At 64.4% G+C, this 17,936-nt stretch carries 20 protein-coding genes; 11 read left to right on the forward strand and 9 right to left on the reverse strand.

All coding sequences use genetic code 11. The features are described 5' to 3' along the window. Positions 1–3: 3 nt before the first annotated feature. Positions 4–1,530: a malonate--CoA ligase gene (locus J6500_RS16515; protein ID WP_225713753.1), complete on the reverse strand. Its 1,527-nt coding sequence runs from the start codon at positions 1,528–1,530 to the stop codon at positions 4–6. A gap of 86 nt (positions 1,531–1,616) precedes the next feature. Here J6500_RS16515 and J6500_RS16520 point away from each other — a divergent pair, with 86 nt between their 5' ends. Then, positions 1,617–2,378, forward strand: a complete 762-nt coding sequence (locus J6500_RS16520; RefSeq protein WP_225713754.1) for an SDR family oxidoreductase — start codon at positions 1,617–1,619, stop codon at positions 2,376–2,378. Positions 2,379–2,503: 125 nt separating this feature from the next. Here J6500_RS16520 and J6500_RS16525 read toward each other — a convergent pair whose 3' ends face one another. Next, positions 2,504–3,904, reverse strand: a complete 1,401-nt coding sequence (locus tag J6500_RS16525; RefSeq protein ID WP_225713755.1) for an MFS transporter — start codon at positions 3,902–3,904, stop codon at positions 2,504–2,506. A 325-nt stretch (positions 3,905–4,229) separates the two neighbouring features. On the opposite strand from J6500_RS16525, the gene J6500_RS16530 reads away from it, so the two are divergent. The 3 genes from J6500_RS16530 to J6500_RS16540 all read left to right on the forward strand — a co-directional run bounded on the left by J6500_RS16530 (position 4,230) and on the right by J6500_RS16540 (position 6,399). After that, a complete protein-coding gene (locus J6500_RS16530) occupies positions 4,230–4,784 on the forward strand; it encodes a fasciclin domain-containing protein (protein ID WP_225713756.1) in 555 nt (184 codons plus the stop codon). Positions 4,785–4,966: 182 nt separating this feature from the next. Continuing rightward, the gene (locus J6500_RS16535) at positions 4,967–5,599 is read left to right on the forward strand and encodes a cytochrome b/b6 domain-containing protein (RefSeq protein WP_225713757.1); all 633 of its coding nucleotides are present in this window, start codon (positions 4,967–4,969) and stop codon (positions 5,597–5,599) included. Between the two features lie 14 nt (positions 5,600–5,613). After that, on the forward strand, positions 5,614–6,399 hold the full coding sequence (locus tag J6500_RS16540) for a molybdopterin-binding protein (protein WP_225713758.1): 786 nt from the start codon (positions 5,614–5,616) through the stop codon (positions 6,397–6,399). A 58-nt stretch (positions 6,400–6,457) separates the two neighbouring features. On the opposite strand, the gene J6500_RS16545 is transcribed toward J6500_RS16540, so the two are convergent. After that, positions 6,458–7,654 carry a YbfB/YjiJ family MFS transporter gene (locus J6500_RS16545; protein WP_225713759.1) on the reverse strand — a complete coding sequence of 399 codons (1,197 nt, stop codon included), beginning with the start codon at positions 7,652–7,654 and terminating at the stop codon, positions 6,458–6,460. A gap of 312 nt (positions 7,655–7,966) precedes the next feature. On the opposite strand from J6500_RS16545, the gene leuB reads away from it, so the two are divergent. After that, positions 7,967–9,079, forward strand: coding sequence for a 3-isopropylmalate dehydrogenase (gene leuB / locus J6500_RS16550; protein ID WP_225713760.1), 1,113 nt, complete (start codon positions 7,967–7,969; stop codon positions 9,077–9,079). A 101-nt stretch (positions 9,080–9,180) separates the two neighbouring features. Here leuB and J6500_RS16555 read toward each other — a convergent pair whose 3' ends face one another. After that, positions 9,181–9,585 carry a hypothetical protein gene (locus J6500_RS16555; protein ID WP_225713761.1) on the reverse strand — a complete coding sequence of 135 codons (405 nt, stop codon included), beginning with the start codon at positions 9,583–9,585 and terminating at the stop codon, positions 9,181–9,183. A gap of 190 nt (positions 9,586–9,775) precedes the next feature. Next, on the reverse strand, positions 9,776–10,573 hold the full coding sequence (locus tag J6500_RS16560) for a hypothetical protein (RefSeq protein WP_225713813.1): 798 nt from the start codon (positions 10,571–10,573) through the stop codon (positions 9,776–9,778). A gap of 115 nt (positions 10,574–10,688) precedes the next feature. Between J6500_RS16560 and J6500_RS16565 the strand changes: the two genes are divergently transcribed. Both J6500_RS16565 and J6500_RS16570 read left to right on the forward strand, forming a co-directional pair. Further along, positions 10,689–11,723 carry an aspartate-semialdehyde dehydrogenase gene (locus J6500_RS16565; RefSeq protein WP_225713762.1) on the forward strand — a complete coding sequence of 345 codons (1,035 nt, stop codon included), beginning with the start codon at positions 10,689–10,691 and terminating at the stop codon, positions 11,721–11,723. Positions 11,724–11,817: 94 nt separating this feature from the next. After that, positions 11,818–12,372, forward strand: coding sequence for a TIGR00645 family protein (locus J6500_RS16570; RefSeq protein WP_225713763.1), 555 nt, complete (start codon positions 11,818–11,820; stop codon positions 12,370–12,372). A gap of 13 nt (positions 12,373–12,385) precedes the next feature. Here J6500_RS16570 and J6500_RS16575 read toward each other — a convergent pair whose 3' ends face one another. Beyond that, positions 12,386–13,030: a carbonic anhydrase gene (locus tag J6500_RS16575; RefSeq protein WP_225713764.1), complete on the reverse strand. Its 645-nt coding sequence runs from the start codon at positions 13,028–13,030 to the stop codon at positions 12,386–12,388. Positions 13,031–13,177: 147 nt separating this feature from the next. On the opposite strand from J6500_RS16575, the gene J6500_RS16580 reads away from it, so the two are divergent. After that, a complete protein-coding gene (locus J6500_RS16580; protein ID WP_225713765.1) occupies positions 13,178–14,056 on the forward strand; it encodes an HpcH/HpaI aldolase/citrate lyase family protein in 879 nt (292 codons plus the stop codon). 162 nt (positions 14,057–14,218) lie between these two features. Here J6500_RS16580 and J6500_RS16585 read toward each other — a convergent pair whose 3' ends face one another. From J6500_RS16585 to J6500_RS16595, 3 genes are all read right to left on the reverse strand, one after another. Further along, positions 14,219–15,007, reverse strand: a complete 789-nt coding sequence (locus J6500_RS16585) for a glycosyltransferase family 32 protein (RefSeq protein ID WP_225713766.1) — start codon at positions 15,005–15,007, stop codon at positions 14,219–14,221. A 94-nt stretch (positions 15,008–15,101) separates the two neighbouring features. Then, entirely contained in the window at positions 15,102–15,704 is a 603-nt protein-coding gene (gene leuD, locus J6500_RS16590; RefSeq protein WP_225713767.1) for a 3-isopropylmalate dehydratase small subunit, read from the reverse strand. 188 nt (positions 15,705–15,892) lie between these two features. Next, a complete protein-coding gene (locus tag J6500_RS16595; RefSeq protein WP_225713768.1) occupies positions 15,893–16,294 on the reverse strand; it encodes a metallopeptidase family protein in 402 nt (133 codons plus the stop codon). A 103-nt stretch (positions 16,295–16,397) separates the two neighbouring features. Here J6500_RS16595 and J6500_RS16600 point away from each other — a divergent pair, with 103 nt between their 5' ends. From J6500_RS16600 to J6500_RS16610, 3 genes are all read left to right on the forward strand, one after another. Then, the gene (locus J6500_RS16600) at positions 16,398–16,709 is read left to right on the forward strand and encodes a hypothetical protein (RefSeq protein WP_225713769.1); all 312 of its coding nucleotides are present in this window, start codon (positions 16,398–16,400) and stop codon (positions 16,707–16,709) included. A 220-nt stretch (positions 16,710–16,929) separates the two neighbouring features. Then, positions 16,930–17,163, forward strand: a complete 234-nt coding sequence (locus tag J6500_RS16605; RefSeq protein ID WP_225713770.1) for a hypothetical protein — start codon at positions 16,930–16,932, stop codon at positions 17,161–17,163. Positions 17,164–17,291: 128 nt separating this feature from the next. Beyond that, entirely contained in the window at positions 17,292–17,603 is a 312-nt protein-coding gene (locus tag J6500_RS16610; RefSeq protein ID WP_225713771.1) for a hypothetical protein, read from the forward strand. Positions 17,604–17,936 lie beyond the last annotated feature (333 nt).

Genomic DNA, 17,936 nt, shown 5'->3' on the forward strand with positions numbered 1-17,936 from the left:
GGGCTATTTCGAATAAATATCCTTATACGTATCCCGCAGAATATTCTTCTGCACCTTGCCCATCGCATTGCGCGGCAATTCGTCCACTACGAAGACGCGCTTCGGCATCTTGAATTTGGCGAGCCTCCCGTCGAGCGCCTTCAGCACCGAGGCCTCGCTGACATCGGCGCCCTTGTTGCAGACCACGACGGCGGTGACGCCCTCGCCGAAATCGGCATGCGGCACGCCGATCACGGCCGATTCGACCACGCCGGGCATGGCGTCGATCTCGCTCTCGATCTCCTTCGGGTAGACGTTGAAGCCGCCCGAGATCACGAGGTCCTTGCCGCGTCCGAGGATGTGGACGTAGCCCCTGTCGTCGATCTTGCCGAGGTCACCGGTGATGAAGAAGCCGTCGTCGCGGAATTCGGCCTTGGTCTTTTCCGGCATCCGCCAGTAGCCTTTGAACACGTTCGGGCCCTTCACCTCGATCACGCCGATTGTCTCCGGCGCCAGTTGCTTGCCGGTTTCGGGGTCGGCGACCCGCACCGAGACGCCGGGCAGCGCGAAGCCGACCGCGCCGGGGACGCGGTCGCCGTCATAGGGATTGCTTGTGTTCATGTTGGTCTCGGTCATGCCGTAGCGCTCCAGCACGGCATGACCGGTACGCGCGGACCATTCGCGGTGGGTGTCGGCGAGCAACGGCGCCGAGCCCGAGATGAACAGCCGCATGTGCTTGGTCGCCTCCTTGTTGAGGCCGGGGTTCTGCAACAGGCGGGTATAAAAGGTCGGCACTCCCATCATCACGGTCGAGCGCGCCATCAGCTTGAGGATCAGGTCCGGATCGAACTTCGGCACGAAGATCATCGAGGCGCGGGCGAACAGCGTCACGTTGCTGGCCACGAACAGGCCGTGGGTGTGGTAGATCGGCAGCGCGTGGATCAGCACGTCCTTGTCGGTGAAGCGCCAGTAATCGACCAGCGAATACGAGTTCGATGCCAGATTGTCGTGCGACAGCATCGCGCCCTTGGAGCGGCCGGTGGTGCCGGAGGTGTAGAGGATCGCGGCGAGATCGTCATTGCTGCGCGGAACCGTCGCGAACTCCTCAGCTGCCTTGTCGGCGGCCTCGGTGAGCGAGCCCTTGCCGGTCGGATTGAGGGTCTCGACCTTCGCACCGACCTTGGCCGCGATCGCCTTGATGCCCTCCAGCTTGGCGGGGTCGCAGACGACCAGCGACGGCTCGGCGTCGGTGATGAAGTATTCGAGCTCGTTCAGCGTGTAGGCGGTGTTGAGCGGCAGATAGACGGCACCGGCCCGCACGGTGGCGAGATACAGCACGAGGCCCGCGACCGATTTCTCCGTCTGCGCCGCGACGCGATCGCCCGGCTTCACCCCGCGGTCAACCAGCACATTCGCCATCTGTCCGGCGCGCGCGATCAAATCGCCGTAGGTGATGCGGCTGCCGTCGAGCTGCTCGATCGCGAGCCGGCTGGGGTCGTCGAGGCCGTCGAACAGGCGGGAAAACAGGTTGGCGTTGGTGGTCGTGTTCATGCAACATCCCCGAGGGGCGAAAGGGCCGGTAAGAGTCCGGCTGGATTAGCAAAAACGCCCTTCGAAAAGCAACGGAGACAGATTGCATGACAAACAATGGGAAACGCGTGGCCTGGGTGACCGGTGGCGGCAGCGGAATCGGCGAATCCGGGGCCGAGTTCCTGGCCGCGGACGGCTGGACGGTGGTGGTCTCCGGCCGCCGCAAGGCAGAGCTCGACCGCGTGGTGGCCAACATCACGAAAAAGGGCGGCAAAGCCGAGGCGATCCCGCTCGACGTCAGCAACAAGGCCGATGTCAACAAGGCGGCGGACGCGATCGTCGCCAAGCATGGCCGCATTGACCTCCTGGTCAACAGCGCCGGCATCAATGTGCCGAAGCGCAGCTGGGCCGACATGGATCTGGAAGGCTGGGACAAACTGGTCGAGGTCAACCTCAACGGCGTGCTGTACTGCATGCGGGCGGTGCTGCCGACGATGCGCAAGCAGCAGGACGGCTGCATCATCAACGTCGCCTCATGGGCCGGCCGCCACGTCTCGAAGATGCCGGGCCCGGCCTACACCACGACCAAGCACGCGGTGCTGGCGCTGACCCATTCCTTCAATATGGACGAATGCGTCAACGGCCTGCGCGCCTGCTGCCTGTCGCCGGGCGAGGTCGCAACGCCGATCCTGAAATTGCGCCCCGTGGTGCCGAGCGAGGCCGAACAGGCGAAAATGCTGCAGCCCGAGGATTGCGGCCGCACCATCGCCTTCGTCGCCAGCATGCCGGCGCGAGTCTGCATGAACGAGATCCTGATCAGCCCGACCCACAATCGCGGATTTATTCAAACGCCGGCGAACAGGGATTAGGCTCCCCTCGTCTGGGGGGCGGCCACGGGTGACGCTATCCGGAGAGAGTTGATCCCCACCCGCTTTGCTCTTCGAGCAAAGCGATCTCCCCTTACAAGGGGGAGGTGGAGCAGCGTTGCTCAAGATCATTCGATGATCTCGTTCAGCTCCTTGCCGGAATGCTCTGGCACGAACAGGAAGACGCCAATCGCCATCGCTATCATCAGCACGGGGATGCAGAGGAACGCGAGCGCGAACGAGCCGGTGTGCTGCTGGAGCGCGATCGAGACGAATGGGAACAGCACGAAGCCGACGAAATAGGCGATCGCCCAGACCACGCCATTGGCCGCGCCGCGGATGCGGGTCGGAAAGATCTCGGCGGTCAGCGTCGTGCTCGGACCCCAGAAGCCGAGGAAGCCGAGGCACCACAGCAGCCCGAACGTCCACAGCAGGAGGCGGTCCTCGGAATAGACCCAGAGCGTCATGAACACCGCGCCCTCGATCAGCGTGATGATGAAGGCGCGGCGGCGGCCGATCTTGTCGATCAGCCAACCGACCAGGCACAGCCCGAGGAAGCCGCAGAGACCGTAGAACACGTAGAACAGGCTGTATTCGGCCGTCGACCAGTGCTTCTCGGTCGACAGATAAAGCGGCATCCAGGAGCCGACGGTGCCGTAGATGCAGGTCGAGGCGCAGGCGACGAACAGCGCGACCAGGGTTGCAGGCAGCACGTCGGGCATGAACACTTGGCGGATACCGACCGATTTGGCCTTGCCGAACCAGGCGCTATCCTCGGTGCTGACCGTGCCGCCGCGCGCCAGCGTGTCCGCGATGCGCCGCTTGCGGTCCTGCGCGCGCACCCAATAGGGCGATTCCGGGCAGGTCGAGCGGATATAGATCGCGAGCAGTGCGATCACGCCGGGCACCATGACCGCGACACGCCAGCCGTAGCTGGCGGCGACCAGCCCGGTGATGGCACCCGCGAGCGTGGCGCCGAGGCACCAGGCCGATCGCGTGATGGTGATCACCCGCCCGCGCAGCCGCGCCGGCCAGGTCTCGGCCACCAGCATCGAGCCGAGCGACCACTCGCCGTTGAGCGCGAAGAACAGCAGCGAGCGCGCGATCACGAACACCGTGAAGGTCGGCGACAGCGCCGCGACCGGCATCAACAGCGAGAACAGCGCGATGTTGACGGCGAGCAGCGTGCGGCGGCCGAACCTGTCCGCCAGCCAGGGCCAGAAGTATAGGCCGGCAATGCCGACGAAGAGCGCGATCTGCATGCCGGAGCGATATTCCGGCAGGCTCAGCTGAAATTCCTTGATCACCATCGGCGAGACCAGCGCGAAGATCACGCCGTCCATGCCGTCAAAGCCCCAGCCGAGCGCGTTGGCGGTGGCGATGTGCCAGTGGGTTTTCGTAACCTCGGTGCTGCCGGCGACGGCGCGGTAATTGGCGTATTGCAGGTGGTGCCGCTCGAGCGGGCCGGTGTCGCTGCCGGCTTGGTCCGCCGCAGACGCGGCGTGTTGGTCCGCCGTAATGCTGCTCATGATCGCCTCCCATTTGCCGCCGCCTTTGAGGCGTGCCGCAACCTCAGGCTGAAGCAATTGCAGCGCTGCGGCAAGCGAATTGCTCGCGGCGGTGCACTGGTCTTGCCGTGGAGTGGAATTGGTTTTGGCGCACCGCAGACATTGCGCGTACGCAAGGCGTCATCGCCGGTTTCAGGAATCACAAAGAATTATTTCCGGAAACCGTCCGGACAACTCCCCGTAGCTCGGCCAACGACGACGCACTCACCAGCCACCTCGCGCCGTTGTTGCCCCTTCATGACCGGCGCAGAGCCGCCGGACAGCTGACCCATTGGGAGATGAAACCATGTCGAAGCGTATTGCATATCTCGCCGCCGCCGCCTTCAGCGCGCTCGCGATCACTGCCACCGTCATTGCGTCCGCTCGCGCCGAGGAGAAGACCGTGATGGTCGGCGGCGCGGCGATGTTCCCGTCCAAGAACATCGTCCAGAACGCCGTCAACTCTAAGGACCACACCACGCTTGTCGCCGCGGTGAAGGCCGCGGGCCTCGTCAGCACGCTGGAAGGCAAGGGCCCGTTCACGGTGTTCGCGCCGACCAACGCCGCCTTCGGCAAGCTGCCGGCCGGGACCGTCGACAACCTGGTCAAGCCCGAGAACAAGGCGACGCTGACCAAGATCCTCACCTACCATGTGGTGCCCGGCAAGCTCGAGGCGTTCGACCTCACCGACGGCAAGAGGCTGAAGACCGCCGAGGGCGAGGAACTCACCGTCAAGAAGCAGGACGGCAAGGTCTGGATCGTCGACGCCAAGGGCGGCAGCTCGATGGTGACGATTTCGAACGTCAACCAGTCCAATGGCGTCATCCATGTGGTCGACACCGTGCTGATGCCGGCGACGTAACACCCGGCGGCCTCCTTCGGTCCCTGACGGGACGAGCAAAACGGCGAGCCGGGCAACCCCGTCCCGGCTCGCATTTTTGTGACCGCGATAGACGGCGTGCATCGAACTGATAACCCTGATCCTGTAACGGAACGCGGGTTCCGGGCGTATAAGCCAGTAACGACCCCAAGCAGAGAATTCCCATGTCGAGCCTTGCCGTCAGTGACGACCACGCAGACACCGCGACACCGGCGAGGGTGATCCAGCCCGCCTGGGTGCGGGTGGTGCACTGGGTCAATGCCGTTGCCATGATCCTGATGATCATGTCCGGCTGGCAGATCTACAATGCCTCGCCGCTGTTCAACTTCAGTTTCCCGCGCAGCATCACGCTCGGCGGCTGGCTCGGCGGCGCGCTGCTCTGGCACTTCGCCGCGATGTGGCTGTTGATGGTCAACGGCCTGGTCTATCTGATCCTCGGCCTCGTCACCGGCCGCTTCCGCCGCAAGCTGCTGCCGATCATCCCCCGCGGCGTGATCTCCGACACCAAGGCGGCGCTGACCTTCAAGCTCTCGCATGCCGATCTCACGAGGTACAATCAGGTACAGAAGCTGCTCTATGCCGGGATCATCCTCGTCGGAATCGTCATCGTGCTGTCCGGCCTGTCGATCTGGAAGCCGGTGCAGCTGCACTGGCTGGTGTCGCTGTTCGGCGGCTACGACTTCGCACGCTATGTGCACTTCGCCTGCATGGCGCTGATCGTCGCCTTCCTCGTGATCCATGTCGCGCTCGCGGTCTTGGTGCCGAAGAGCCTGCGCGCCATGATCATTGGACGCTAAGAAGGAGATCTGTCATGGGCCGCCTGCGCAAGCTCCTGATCCCCGGCGTCGACAAGAAGCTCTTGGTCCGCGACGCCGTGAAGACCATGCCGGACCTGACGCGCCGCCGCTTCATCACCATGGGCGCGAGCCTCGGCTCGCTGACCTTGCTGACCGGCTGCGACGTCGTCGATTCGTCCTCGGCCGAGGAGATGCTGAAGAAGGTCTCGAAATTCAACGACGCGGTGCAGGCCTGGATGTTCAATCCGAATGCGCTGGCGCCGACCTTCCCCGAGAGCATGATCACCAAGCCGTTCCCGTTCAACGCCTATTACGATCTCGACGACGCGCCGGATATCGACGGCAAGGAGTGGAAGCTGGAGGTTCGCGGCCTGGTCGACAACAAGAAGTCCTGGACGCTGGACGAGCTCTACCAGCTGCCGCAGGTCAAGCAGGTCACGCGCCACATCTGCGTCGAGGGCTGGAGCGCGATCGGCAGCTGGACCGGCACGCCGCTGCGCGACTTCCTCAAACTCATCGGCGCCGACACGCGCGCGAAATATGTCTGGTTCCAGTGCGCCGACAAGGACGGCTACAACTCGCCGCTCGACATGCCGAGCGCGCTGCATCCGCAGACCCAGATGACGTTCAAATTCGCCGACGAGATCCTGCCGCGCGCCTACGGCTACCCGATGAAGATCAGGGTGCCGACCAAGCTCGGATTCAAGAACCCGAAATACGTGATCTCGATGGAAGTCACCAACGAGTACAAGGGCGGCTACTGGGAAGACCAGGGGTACAATTCGTTCAGCGGCAGTTGAGGAGGCGAATAGCGAATGGTGAGTGGCGAATGGGCAAGCGCGTTCTGCTCCCTACTCGCTATTCGCCATTCGCCTTTTTTGGCCCCACTTTCCGCTGGAACGCCGATAGTAGCGCCCCCAGCGCCAGCATCGCCGCCGAGACGTTCAGCGCGAACGACAGGCTGCCGACGGCGTCGGTGATGGCGCCGACCACGATCGGGCCCAATGTCTGGCCGATGCCGAAGGCGATGGTCATCGCGGCGATCGCGGTCGGCCAGGATTCCGGCGGGTAGTTGAAGCGCACGAAGGCGGTGGTCGAGCCAACCACCGCGAAAAAGGCGACGCCGAACACCAGCGCAGAGATTGCGAGCAGCAGCGGCGAATGGCCGAAGATCGGCAGTGCCGCGCCGAGCGCATTCATGCCGAGAATGATCGTGGTGGCGAGCCCGCCGCGGTCGAGCGCCAGCACGCGGCGCCAGACCCAGGGCGTGACGAAGGCGGAAAGGCCGATCAGGCTCCAGAACGCGCTCTGGGCCGCAGCGCCGCCGCCGCCGTCGCGGACATAGGCGATCATGAAGGTCATGTAGGCGATGTAGCCGGCGCCGAACAGGAAATAGCCGGCGAGATAGATCAGCACCGGCTTCACGGCGAATTTCGTGCGGACGATGCCGCCGGTCGCGGCATCGGCATGGAACGGCGCGAGCAGCAGCGGCACGGTCATGACGACCGAGAGCAGCGTCATCGCCCACCACACGATCCACCACGAGCCCGCGCCAAAGCCCTGCAACACGAACGGCGCAACGAGGCCGGAGGCCAGGATGCCGATGCCGGGGCCGGCATAGAACAGGCTGAGCAGGAAGTTGGCGCGCTCCGGGCGCGACTGCGCGATGGTCGCGGCCAGCGCGCCGCCGCCGACGAAACCGATCGCGGCGGCAAAGCCGGCCAGCAGCCGAGCGAAGCTCAGCACCGCGAAATTCCCGGAGATGGCGCACAGCGCCAGCGACAGCACGCAGGCCAGCGTCGACCAGCGTACCGAGGCGGCAAGGCCGAAGCGCTGGATGATGCGCGAGGCGAGCAGCGCGCCGACGAGGTAGCCGGCAGCATTGATCGTGTTCATGAAGCCGGCGGCGGAATAGGACCAGGCCAGCGAGCCGCGCATGTCGGGCAGGACAAGCGAATAGGCAAAGCGGCCGATGCCGAGCCCGACGGTCGGTGCCAGCGACAAGATCAGAATCAGCCGCGCGGGATGCGGGTAGGACGGGGCGGGGGCTCTCACACTTCACTCCGGCAATGCGCGCATTGTGGCAGGCCGCGGCGATCCTGCCCAGCACCGGGCGCTGCAACGGTGTTTTGCGAAATAGGCAATCGGGCGATCGGCGCCAGCGCATACGGCATGGCGTCAGCTACCCGCGCGGGGTGCCTTGCCAATCGGTGCCGGGCGTTTTAGCACTCCGGCCAGATTTCATTGGCTGGTCATGCCCGGGCTTGACCCGGGCATCCATCCGCCTTCAGAGGCTTTTCGAAGCGGGATGGATTGCCGGGTCAAGCCCGGCAATGACGGCAAAACAGCTATCCAGAGGTAACGACCATGGCGACCCATAAACTGCTGCTTCTCCCCGGCGACGGCATCGGCCCCGAAGTGATGGCCGAGGTGCAGCGCCTGATCGACTGGCTGAATGCGCAGGGCATCGCGAAATTCGAGACTGAGACCGGCCTGGTCGGCGGCTCGGCCTATGACGCGCACAAGGTGTCGATCTCCGAAGCGGACATGGCCAAGGCGACCGCGGCCGATGCCGTGATCTTCGGTGCGGTCGGCGGTCCGAAGTGGGACAGCGTGCCTTATGAGGTGCGCCCCGAGGCCGGCCTGCTGCGGCTGCGCAAGGATCTCGGCCTGTTCGCCAACCTGCGTCCGGCGGTGTGTTATCCGGCGCTGGCCGAAGCCTCCAGCCTCAAGCGCGACGTGGTCGAGGGTCTCGACATCATGATCGTGCGCGAGCTCACCGGCGGCGTCTATTTCGGCGAGCCGAAGACCATCACGGATCTCGGCAACGGCCAGAAGCGGGCGGTCGACACCCAGGTCTACGACACCTACGAGATCGAGCGCATCGGCCGCGTCGCCTTCGACCTGGCGCGCAAGCGCAGGAACAAGGTGACGTCGATGGAGAAGCGCAACGTCATGAAGTCGGGCGTGCTCTGGAACGAGGTCATGACCCAGGTCCACGCGCGCGAATACAAGGACGTCACGCTGGAGCACCAGCTCGCCGATTCCGGCGGCATGAACCTCGTCAAGGCGCCGAAGCAGTTCGACGTCATCGTCACTGACAATCTGTTCGGCGACATGCTGTCCGACATCGCAGCGATGCTGACCGGCTCGCTCGGCATGCTGCCGTCGGCCTCGCTCGGTGAGATCGACGCCAAGACGAAGAAGCGCCGCTCGCTGTTCGAGCCGGTGCACGGTTCGGCGCCCGACATCGCAGGCAAGGGCCTCGCCAATCCGATCGCGATGATCTCCTCGTTCGGCATGGCGCTGCGCTACTCGTTCGACATGGGCGAACTCGCCGACAAGGTCGATGCCGCGATCGCTGCCGTGCTCGCCAGCGGGCTGCGCACCGCCGACATCAAGTCGGAAGGCGCCACCGCCGTCAGCACCACGCAGATGGGTGAGGCGATCCTGAGGGAATTGCAGAAGCTGCACGCGTAAGGAGTGCAGCAACCACGACAATGTCGTCCCGGTACGCGTGCACAAACAAAAATGGCCGGGCTGAGCCCGGCCATTTTCACGTCGGCAGATCGCCGAAATTCTCAGTACAGCGGGAAATTCCGCGGATAGCCGCCGAGATCGCCGGGCGGGCTGAGCGGCTGGCGGTCGATCGGCTGGTTCTTGTTCTCGCGCGCGAAGGAGGGATAGCCGACGTCAGGCGGATAGGCGTAGTCGTTGAACTTGCGGTCGCCCGGCAGCACTTCGGTGCCGGCATCGAGCCAGGAACGCGTGGTGACGTAGACGCGGGTGCGCGGGCCCTGCTGGTAGACGCGGTTCGGGCCCTGCGCGCCGTAATAGCGGCGGCCGTCGCGGTCGTACTGGTCCTGCTGCTTGCGCTTGCTCGGCGACTGCGCGCTGGCCGCGGTGACACTGAGCGCGGTTGCGGTGACCGCAGCCGCAGCAAGCAACACCACGAGCTTGTTCGCGGCAGGGAATTTCAAGGTCATCGCATCCTCGTCAGTACGGCCCCCGGGTTGGGGCTGGCGCGTCGCCAAAATCACTTGGAACGCATTGTAGCCGCGATGGGTAGGCCGTCACTAGGTCAATTGCGCCACACCGCCGGACATAATGCGGCATAAAGCGCAAAAGTTTCATGAAAACCAGTGCCTTGCCCAGGTCCCTGCCACCATGTCGCCATCAAAAGGCGCCGCGCAGCCGCGGGTTCTCGCTGCCCATGACCCAGTCGGACGACAGCGCCGGGGCGCCGGCGGTAACGCAGTCGGTGCGCTTCAGCTCGGCATGTGCGAACAGCCCGGCCAGCCGCGGGTCGTTGCCAGCCGCCAGCAGGGTCAGCCGGTTCAGCATGCAGGCGATCGCGGCGCGTTGGGCCGGCAGGCTGGCGCGCTGGCAGGTCCAGCCGGAGATCCGGACATCAGGCGCATCGACCTGTTTGAGGAAGCCGAGGCAGCCTCGGCCGCCCTCGCGTTGCGCCGGGCGCAGCAGCGTCACGCTGCCGAACTTGCTGTCGATGATCCCGGCGGCCTCGAGTTCGCGGACGCCGCCGGGGTCGAGCCGCCCGGCAAGCTCGGCGATCGCGGGGCCTGTGGCCTCGCCGCCCGGACGGTAGATTTCCAGTTCGGCGGCCGGCGCGCCGCCGGCATCGGCCCAGCGGAAGACGTCCTTGCGGCCGCCCTCCGGATGCCGGAGCACTTCGTAACTCTCTGTTTTATCTCGTGGATCGAGCCGACTCACGACGAAGGCGGGCACCGGACGGCTGGCCGGGCTCCAGCCCGCGGCGGTGCCGGGCGCCGCCATCGCCGTTGCGTCCGGCAGCTGCTTCCATAGATAGTTGCCAAGGGCGACGAACAGCGCGAGCACGGCGACATAAGCGAACAGGCGGGAGAAGGTGGCGTACACCTCGTCGACGAAACTCGTCAGCGCCGACGCAATTTCCGTATGATGGGGTGCGGCCCGATCGGCCTGAAATAAACGCATCAAAACGCTCAATTGCACGCGACGTTGTCTTGACGGGGTTTCTCGCATAGAAGCGCTGCCTCTTCCCTTTCCGCTGTCAGCGGGGGAACAGGCATTTTTCGTCGGAGAGTGAACGATGGGTTACAAAGTCGCGGTGGTCGGTGCGACCGGCAATGTCGGGCGCGAAATGCTCAACATTCTCGACGAGCGCAAATTCCCCGCCGACGAGGTCGTCGTGCTGGCCTCGCGCCGCAGCGTCGGCATCGAGGTCTCCTATGGCGACCGCACGCTGAAGGTGAAGGCGCTCGAGCATTATGACTTCTCCGACGTCGACATCTGCCTGATGTCGGCCGGCGGCTCGGTCTCGAAGGAATGGTCGCCCAAGATCGGCGCCGCCGGCGCGGTCGTGATCGACAATTCCTCGGCCTGGCGCATGGACCCCGACGTGCCGCTGATCGTGCCCGAGGTGAACGCGGACGCCGCCGCGGGCTTCACCAAGAAGAACATCATCGCCAATCCGAACTGCTCGACCGCGCAGCTCGTCGTCGCGCTGAAGCCGCTGCACGACAAGGCGACCATCACCCGCGTCGTGGTCTCGACCTATCAATCGGTGTCGGGCGCCGGCAAGGATGCGATGGACGAACTGTTCTCGCAGACCAAGGCCGTCTACACCAATGACGAGCTGGTCAACAAGAAATTCCCCAAGCGCATCGCGTTCAACGTCATCCCGCACATCGACGTCTTCATGGAAGACGGCTTCACCAAGGAAGAGTGGAAGATGATGGCGGAGACCAAGAAGATCCTCGATCCGAAGATCAAGCTCACCGCGACCTGCGTGCGCGTGCCTGTCTTCGTCGGCCATTCCGAGGCCGTCAATGTCGAGTTCGCCAACCCGATCAGCGCGGATGAGGCGCGCAACATCCTGCGCAACGCGCCGGGCTGCCTCGTGATCGACAAGCACGAGCCGGGCGGCTACGTCACGCCCTATGAGGCCGCCGGCGAGGACGCCACCTATATCAGCCGCATCCGCGAGGATGCGACGGTCGAGAACGGCCTGTCGTTCTGGTGCGTGTCGGACAATCTGCGCAAGGGCGCGGCGCTCAACGCCGTGCAGATCGCCGAGGTCCTGATCAACCGCAAGCTGATCACCGCCAAGAAGCAGGCGGCTTAGAGCATGATCCGGAAAAGTGTGAAGCGGTTTTCCGGAAAGATCATGCTCAAACAAGAGAGCTAAACGCGAGATTGGCGGTCAGGAAGCGCGTGCGATGGCGGAAGAACCGGCGACCTACCGGCCCAATCCGGCGCTGAAGCGCGTCGAGACCGGTTTCGAGAACCTGCTGTTCAACAGCCGATGGCTGATGGCGCCGTTCTATTTCGGCCTCGTCATCAGCCTCGCGGCGCTGCTGCTGAAGTTCTGCATGGAGCTTTGGCACTTCATCCTGCATGTGCTCGACGCCAAGGAATCCGACATCATCCTCGGCGTGCTGTCGCTGATCGACATCTCGCTGACCGGCAATCTGATCCTGATCGTGGTGTTCTCCGGCTACGAGAATTTCGTCTCCAAGATCGATCCGGCCGGGCACCCGGATTGGCCGGACTGGATGACCAAGGTCGATTTCGGCGGCCTGAAGCAGAAGCTCCTGGCCTCGATCGTCGCCATCTCGGCGATCCAGGTGCTCAAGGCGTTCATGAATATCGACACCGCATTCGATCCGAGCAAGCTCGGCTGGCTGGTCGGTGTGCACCTGGTGTTCGTGGTGTCCGCCTTCATGCTGTCGATCTCCGACCGCTGGGGCGGCGGCGGTCACGGCGGCGAATAGTTTCATTCGCCTCTTACAAGGCGTCGCGGACGCTGATGAATTCCTTGGCGACCCGATCGAGCACGAACAGCGAGCCTTCGGCGACGCCGAAATAGGCGCCGTGCAACTGCATCTCGCCGCTCTCGACACGCTCGCGGACGAACGGGAAGGTCATCAGGTTCTCGAGCGAGCGGAACACCGCAGCCTTCTCGATCCGGGTCACGAAGTCCTGCATGGTCTCGTGCTCGCGCTGCTCGACGACCTCGCCCGGCTTGATGAACATCTGCATCCACTTGCCGATGAAGTCGCCCGGCGTGAGCGGCTTGATCTTGTCGACAAAGGCGCGGATGCCGCCGCATTGGGCATGGCCCAGCACCACGACGTTCTTCACCTTCAGCACGGTCACGGCATATTCCAGCGCGGCCGAGACGCCGTGGGCGTTGCTGTCGGGCTGGTAGACCGGAACCAGATTGGCGATGTTGCGCACGACGAACAATTCGCCCGGACCGGCATCGAAGATCACTTCCGGCGAGACGCGGGAATCGCAGCAGCCGATCACCATGGTCTCGGGAGACTGGCCGCGCTCGGACAGTTCCCGGTAGCGCGACTGCTCGGTCGGCAGGCGCTGCGTGGCGAAGGCCTTGTAGCCTTCGATCAACTGTTTCGGAAAGAATTTCATGGCGCCTCTGGCTAACCACATGCGCATGTCTGGAGCAAGACTTTCGGTTTCGGGGCTGGAATGATAGCGGCAGGGCTTGAAAAGCGGCGCCGTATCGGTGCCTAAACAATGGACATTCGCCGCGCCCGAGCCCTTGAGGAGATCGCCATGACCCGTCCGCGCCGCAGCCTGCTGTTCATGCCCGGATCGAACGCGCGGGCGCTGGAAAAGGCTCGTACGCTGCCGGCCGACGGCATCATCCTCGATCTGGAGGACTCCGTTGCGCCCGACGCCAAGGCGGTGGCCCGCGAGCAGATCGCCAAGGCGGTCGCCGCCAAGGGGTTCGGCAAGCGTGAGGTGCTGATCCGCATCAACGCGCTCGACACGCCCTGGTGGGTCGACGACATCGGCATGGCCGGCAAGGCGCAGCCGGACGGCATCCTGGTTCCCAAGATTTCGACCATCGAAGACCTCAACGCCGTCGCCGACCGGCTGAGCGACATCAATGCGCAGGCCTCGATCCGGGTCTGGGCCATGATCGAGACCGCGCGAGCGGTGCTCGACGCCGACAAGCTCGCCGCCGCCTCGAAGGATTCCGAGACGCGGCTCGCCGGCTTCGTGTTCGGGCCGAACGACATTGCGCGCGAGACCCGGATTCGGATGAAACCGGGCCGCGCCGCGATGATCCCGATGATCACGCATTGCATCCTGGCGACCCGCGCGCACGGGCTCGAGATCCTCGACGGTCCCTACAGCGACATCAGCAATATCGACGGCTTTGCCGAGGAATGCGCGCAGGGCCGCGATCTCGGCTTCGACGGCAAGACGCTGATCCATCCGAGCCACATCGACGCCTGCAACGCCATCTTCACGCCGCCGGAGGCCGAGGTCGCCGAGGCGCGCAAGATCATCGCGGCGTTCGAAAGGCCGGAGAACGCCGCGCGCGGCGCGATCCAGCTCGACGGCCGGATGGTCGAGCGCCTGCACGCCGAAATGGCCAGGCGCACCATCGCGATCGCCGATGCGATCGCCGCGATGGGGCATTGATCGAGCGGCCGCTTCGCTTTTCCCCTTGTGGGAGAAGGTGGCGCGAAGCGCCGGATGAGGGGTTGTCTCCGCTTGCGAGATGCTCTCGTATGGAGAGAACCCCTCACCGGCTTCGCGTTGCGAAGCCACTCTCTCGCACAAGGGGAGAGGGTGCAGCGGTATCTAGCCGCCGAACTTCTCCGCCGCCCAGGCGTAGAGGCTGCCCTTGATCGGCGCGTCTTTACCGCGGCCCTTGGGCGAGATGTGCAGGCCGATGATTTCGGGATCGTTGAGGTAGCGCGAAAAATCCGACGGCTCGAAGAACAGCTTCGGCTCGGCATGCACGGCATAGAACGACCGCTTCGGCAGCGCGTATTGCAGCTCGCCTTCGCGGCGCGCCAGCGCCGTGAGCGCGGCCGGCCCATAGATTGCGATCCGGATGTCGGAGAGGCGGTTCGATTTGCCGCGCAGCCGGCGCATCGCGAAGGTCACGCGGTGCCGCAGTGCGAGCCAGTCGGGCGTCAGCTCGTTCTGTTTCATCAGCGCCTCGAAGGCGCGCACGATCGGATCATCCGGCGCCAGATACAGCACCGAGTTGCCGAGCTGCCGCGGCCGCTCCCAGGCGAAATATGGCTTGGCCGGATCGATCTCGACCGGCTTCAGCAGCAGCACGTCGGCGTCGAGCCAGACCCCGGCGCGCTGCGCCATCAGCCGCATGCGGAAGAAGTCGCTGAACTGCAGGATGGTCCAGTCGCGCCATGAACCGTCCGGCTGCGCCGGGCGCAGCTTCTCGGCGAACGCATGCGGCAGCACGGCCTCGGCCTCGGCATTGTCGACGCCGTCGGGCAGGCCGGGGATCGGGTCGAAGCTGTAGACCGTGACCTTGTGGCCGGCCGCCAGCTGCGAGCGCAGGCAGGTCCGGCGCAACGCATCCATCGGGCCATGCCAGAAGGTGACGACGTCAGGCAACATGCGGCCAGCTATAAGCAGTTTTGCCGCGGCGGCAAAAGGGCAAACAAAAACCCCGGCGCCTGCTGGCACCGGGGCCTTGATGAATAGACGACCGTCAGGCCCAGGCGCGTTCCCTGAGCTTGGCCTCGTAGGCGTCGATCGAACTCTTCTTCTCCATCGTCAGGCCGATGTCGTCGAGGCCGTTGATCAGGCAGTGCTTGCGGAACGGGTCGATCTCGAACTTCACCTTGCCGCCGTCGGGACCGCGGATCTCCTGGTTGGGGAGGTCGATGGTCAGCGTCGCGTTGGCGCCGCGCTCGGCATCGTCGAACAGCTTGTCGAGGTCTTCCTGCGAGACGCGAATCGGCAGAATGCCGTTCTTGAAGCAGTTGTTGTAGAAGATGTCGCCGAACGAGGTTGAGATCACGCAGCGGATGCCGAAATCGAGCAGCGCCCAGGGCGCGTGCTCACGGCTCGAGCCGCAACCGAAATTGTCGCCGGCGACCAGCACCTTGGCGTTACGATAGGCCGGCTGGTTGAGGACGAAATCCGGGTTCTCGCTGCCGTCGTCCTTGTAGCGCTGTTCGGAGAAAAGCCCCTTGCCAAGGCCGGTGCGCTTGATGGTCTTGAGGTACTGCTTCGGAATGATCATGTCGGTGTCGACATTGATGATCTTCAGCGGCGCCGCGACGCCTTCCAGCGTGGTGAACTTGTCCATCGGAGCAACTTCCCGGTCAAAAAATGGGAGATAAGAGCCCGGTATTTATCGCGAATGTGACAGCGGTAAAAGGGCCATTTCCGCAGGGCTGGAGCTCCCGTTCCGATTAGATCGGACCGGGAGCTCCAGCTTCCTTCTTGGACGTGTTTTCTTCACGCGAACCGGGTCCCACTTCGCTGGAAGACGCTCTAGTCCCCCGCATCCGCTTCAATCGCCTCCATATCGGCGTCGGACAGCCCGAAATGGTGGCCGATTTCATGGATCAGGACGTGGCGTACGATGTGGCCGAGGGTCTCGTCGTGCTCCGCCCAGTAGTCCAGGATCGGCCGGCGGTAGAGCCAGACCAGGTTGGGCAGCCGGGCGACGTCGCGATGGCTCTGCTGAGGCAGGCCGACGCCATGGAACAGGCCGAGCAGATCGAATTCGCTCTGCGCCTGCATCTCGTCCAGCACCTCGTCGGTCGGAAAATCATCGACCCGGATGATCACGCCCTCGCAGAGGGTCCGGAAGGTCTTCGGCAGGCGCTCGAACACCTCGTGCGCCATGGCTTCCATTTCGGCCAGCGAGGGGGCTTTGGCTGTGGTCCACATGACACTCCTTTAGCGCGAGTGCGGTCCGCCGCGCCAGCGCGGTTGACCTTGGCGGCGCAATGGGAGACCGTGCGGCCCGATAACGGGGTCTCGGGTGGCGCAAATGAAACGGATCGTGGCGACAGCGCTGTTGGCGGCATCGGTCGGGCTCTCGCTTCCGGCGGCGGGCGCGCAGGCGCAGAGCGCGCAGGATGGCGTCCGCGTGGCCCAGGCCGCGCCGGAGCGGGTGGTCGAACGCCGCCGGCTGCGGCGCATTCCGATCTACCGGCCCGATCATTGGGAACCGGACGTGATCCCGCGCTACAATCCCGGTCCGAATGCCGTGCGCGATTGCACCGCGACCTATGTGCAGGAGCACCGGCCGAGCGGCACCGTGATCACGCCACGCATGAACTGTTTCTGGCGGCCCGGCTAGCGCATTCTCGATCGAGCGGATTGTTTCTCGCGAGACACGAAAATCGTGCGCTCGCGTGGGAACCTGACGCCGCCTAGCGGCATTCACCATCGTGGCGCAGTCATTCTCCATTCACGTCGTCCGCATTCTGCTTGCGATCTGCGTCGCGGCAACGGGGGTCGATTCGATGTTCGGATCGTCGTTGCGAGACGTGACATCCAGAAAATCGAGGAGACGACAGATGAAGGTGACGAAGGTTCTGGGGCTTGCCGCTGTCGGCGCGGTGCTTGCGCTCGCGGCACCGGCCGAGCGCGCGCAAGCGTTCTCGCTTGCGACTCCGGGTGCCGTGGCAACGGTTCAGGACAATGCGAACCCGACCACCACGCAAGTGCGCTGGCATGGCGGCCGCGGATGGCACCGCGGGTGGCATCGCGGATATCACCGCGGCTGGCATCGTCGTCACTGGCGCCACTGATCGCGCGGCGTTTCAGCGCAGTTGAGACACAGGCCCGTGGGCAGCGGGCCTGTTGTCGTTGTCAGCCACGAAAGCGGCAGATTCGCACGCGCGAGATGACTCTCATCGCAATCTGTCAGGAGTTGATCATGATGAGACGGATCGGTGTTGCCGCGGTCGCCGGCGCGTTCGCATTGGCGGCGCCTGCAGCCGCACATGCTGCGTCACCGGCCAAGCCGCAAGCTGCCGCCCAACAGCGGCACGCCGGCAAGGCGACGGACTTCAGCGCGCAGCATCATCACCGCCGTTACCATCATCACCACCATCACTACGGCCACCGGCCGTACGACCGGCCCTACGTCTATCGGCCCTACTACTACGGACGGCCTTACGCCTACCGGCCGTATCCGTACGCCGTGCCGGCGCCATTCACGTTCGGCTTCGGGTTCGGCCCATTCTGATCGCGCACGCGATGCGTGTTGCGCATGACGTGAGAGAAGCGAGCAGCTCCGATTGATCGAAGCTGCGAGTGGTCGGTCATCTTGAGAGCATGTGAGTGTATGACTCGCGAGCGGCGCCGGATATTCAACGTCGTCCTGGCGAAAGCTAGGCCCCATTACCCCAGCAGCTGGTTGTTGCGTGACGTTGGGCCGCAATCCCGCTCTCAATCAAATTCGGTGGTTATGGGTCCTGGCTTTCGCCAGGACGACGGCGTGGTGAGACCGCTCATCACGACGCTATCACCGTCACCGTGAGATGCACGATGACATCGACCGTCACGACGGTTCCTTCCG

It is taken from the genome of Bradyrhizobium semiaridum, assembly GCF_020329505.1.
Lineage (GTDB): Bacteria > Pseudomonadota > Alphaproteobacteria > Rhizobiales > Xanthobacteraceae > Bradyrhizobium > Bradyrhizobium semiaridum.

What these genes read in the sequence shown, in the direction of transcription:
- J6500_RS16530 (WP_225713756.1), top strand. Translation starts at nt 4,230, where the DNA reads ATGTCGAAGCGTATTGCATATCTCGCCGCCGCCGCCTTCAGCGCGCTC.
- J6500_RS16520 (WP_225713754.1), top strand. Translation starts at nt 1,617, where the DNA reads ATGACAAACAATGGGAAACGCGTGGCCTGGGTGACCGGTGGCGGCAGC.
- J6500_RS16585 (WP_225713766.1), bottom strand. Translation starts at nt 15,007, where the DNA reads ATGTTGCCTGACGTCGTCACCTTCTGGCATGGCCCGATGGATGCGTTG.
- J6500_RS16580 (WP_225713765.1), top strand. Translation starts at nt 13,178, where the DNA reads ATGACCCGTCCGCGCCGCAGCCTGCTGTTCATGCCCGGATCGAACGCG.
- J6500_RS16525 (WP_225713755.1), bottom strand. Translation starts at nt 3,904, where the DNA reads ATGAGCAGCATTACGGCGGACCAACACGCCGCGTCTGCGGCGGACCAA.
- J6500_RS16570 (WP_225713763.1), top strand. Translation starts at nt 11,818, where the DNA reads ATGGCGGAAGAACCGGCGACCTACCGGCCCAATCCGGCGCTGAAGCGC.
- J6500_RS16565 (WP_225713762.1), top strand. Translation starts at nt 10,689, where the DNA reads ATGGGTTACAAAGTCGCGGTGGTCGGTGCGACCGGCAATGTCGGGCGC.
- J6500_RS16595 (WP_225713768.1), bottom strand. Translation starts at nt 16,294, where the DNA reads ATGTGGACCACAGCCAAAGCCCCCTCGCTGGCCGAAATGGAAGCCATG.
- J6500_RS16575 (WP_225713764.1), bottom strand. Translation starts at nt 13,030, where the DNA reads ATGAAATTCTTTCCGAAACAGTTGATCGAAGGCTACAAGGCCTTCGCC.
- J6500_RS16605 (WP_225713770.1), top strand. Translation starts at nt 16,930, where the DNA reads ATGAAGGTGACGAAGGTTCTGGGGCTTGCCGCTGTCGGCGCGGTGCTT.
- leuD (WP_225713767.1), bottom strand. Translation starts at nt 15,704, where the DNA reads ATGGACAAGTTCACCACGCTGGAAGGCGTCGCGGCGCCGCTGAAGATC.
- J6500_RS16610 (WP_225713771.1), top strand. Translation starts at nt 17,292, where the DNA reads ATGATGAGACGGATCGGTGTTGCCGCGGTCGCCGGCGCGTTCGCATTG.
- leuB (WP_225713760.1), top strand. Translation starts at nt 7,967, where the DNA reads ATGGCGACCCATAAACTGCTGCTTCTCCCCGGCGACGGCATCGGCCCC.
- J6500_RS16555 (WP_225713761.1), bottom strand. Translation starts at nt 9,585, where the DNA reads ATGACCTTGAAATTCCCTGCCGCGAACAAGCTCGTGGTGTTGCTTGCT.
- J6500_RS16535 (WP_225713757.1), top strand. Translation starts at nt 4,967, where the DNA reads ATGTCGAGCCTTGCCGTCAGTGACGACCACGCAGACACCGCGACACCG.
- J6500_RS16600 (WP_225713769.1), top strand. Translation starts at nt 16,398, where the DNA reads ATGAAACGGATCGTGGCGACAGCGCTGTTGGCGGCATCGGTCGGGCTC.
- J6500_RS16560 (WP_225713813.1), bottom strand. Translation starts at nt 10,573, where the DNA reads ATGCGTTTATTTCAGGCCGATCGGGCCGCACCCCATCATACGGAAATT.
- J6500_RS16540 (WP_225713758.1), top strand. Translation starts at nt 5,614, where the DNA reads ATGGGCCGCCTGCGCAAGCTCCTGATCCCCGGCGTCGACAAGAAGCTC.
- J6500_RS16515 (WP_225713753.1), bottom strand. Translation starts at nt 1,530, where the DNA reads ATGAACACGACCACCAACGCCAACCTGTTTTCCCGCCTGTTCGACGGC.